Source organism: Komagataeibacter sp. SM21 (assembly GCF_041402665.1).
Lineage (GTDB): Bacteria > Pseudomonadota > Alphaproteobacteria > Acetobacterales > Acetobacteraceae > Komagataeibacter > Komagataeibacter saccharivorans.
The window spans coordinates 1-1329 of sequence record NZ_JBGLOV010000065.1 but is presented as its reverse complement, the minus strand read 5'-3'; the positions used below and the strand labels follow the sequence as shown (position 1 = coordinate 1329).

Here is a 1329-nt window from a genome sequence, read left to right as displayed (position 1 = left end):
GAGAGTGTCCGATCTTCTGTGTATGACTGATCTGGTCCATGCTTTCCCGAAAGGAAGCATGAATGACCATCTCGAGAGAAATCCTGGACGCACTGCTGACGGACGTGGAGCGTCCTGAAGACCTGCTCGGCGATGCCGGTCTGCTGAAGGAGCTGAAAATTCGGCTCATGGAGCGTATGCTGGGTGCGGAGTTGACCGCGCATCTGGGTTATGAGGAAGGCAAATCTGCTCCGCCGGGCCAGTCGAACCGGCGGAATGGCTCCACGACCAAAGTGCTCAAAGGCCAGGACGGTGCCTTGCCTTTGACGGTGCCGCGCGACCGCGACAGCAGCTTCGAACCAGAGCTTGTAAAGAAGGGCCAGACCCGAATTGACGGGATCGATGACAGGATCATCGGTCTCTATGCCGCCGGTCTGACTGTCCGGGACATCCAGACCCATCTGCTTGATCTTTATGGCCTGAAGGTCTCTCCCGACCTGATCAGTCGCGTCACCGATGCCGTTCTGGACGAGGTCCGGGAGTGGCAAAGCCGGGCTCTGGATCGGATGTATCCCATCGTGATCTTCGATGCCCTTCGGGTAAAGATCCGCGATGCTGACAGCCGGACCGTTAAAAACAAGGCGGTTTACGTCGCCCTCGGTGTCACCCGCGAGGGGGTGCGCGAGGTTCTGGGGCTCTGGATCGCCGAGAATGAAGGCGCCAAATTCTGGCTTTCGGTCATGAACGAGTTGAAGAACCGGGGCATCCAGGACATCCTGATCACGGTCGTGGACGGGCTGAAAGGCTTTCCCGAGGCCATCACCGCCGCCTTTCCCGAGGCGATGGTTCAGACCTGCATAGTCCATCTGGTACGCCACAGCCTGAACTTCTGCTCATGGAAGGATCGCAAGGCCGTGGCTGCCGACCTGCGCCGGATCTACGGGGCCGCAACCGCTGACATGGCAGCCGCAGAGCTCGATGGGTTCGAGGAGAAATGGGCCGGGAAATACGCGTCAATCGCCCCGGCATGGCGCCGGGCATGGGCCGAAGTGATCCCGTTTTTTGGCTTCGATCCGGCGATCCGCAAGATCATATATACCACGAACGCCATCGAAAGCCTGAACCGGGTCATCCGCAAATCGATCAAGACGCGCGGTTCGTTCCCGACTGACGATGCCGCAGCAAAGCTGATCTACCTGGCGATCCGCAACTTTGAGAAAGACGGGCGGAATGTGCGGGAATGGTTTGCAGCCCGCAACCAGTTCGCCATAATGTTCGAAGGGCGCTTCGCCGCTTGAGTATCTGAAAACCCATGGACCAGATCAGATACACAGACTTCAGGACACTCCC

General features: G+C 58.7%; 1 protein-coding gene. It reads left to right on the top strand.

Going from position 1 to position 1329, the window contains the following annotated elements:
• Positions 1–62 precede the first annotated feature (62 nt).
• Positions 63–1277 carry an IS256 family transposase gene (locus tag ACBR42_RS17025; RefSeq protein ID WP_371208826.1) on the top strand — a complete coding sequence of 405 codons (1215 nt, stop codon included), beginning with the start codon at positions 63–65 and terminating at the stop codon, positions 1275–1277.
• The last annotated feature ends 52 nt before the right edge of the window (positions 1278–1329 follow it).

What these genes read in the sequence shown, in the direction of transcription:
- ACBR42_RS17025 (WP_371208826.1), top strand. Translation starts at nt 63, where the DNA reads ATGACCATCTCGAGAGAAATCCTGGACGCACTGCTGACGGACGTGGAG.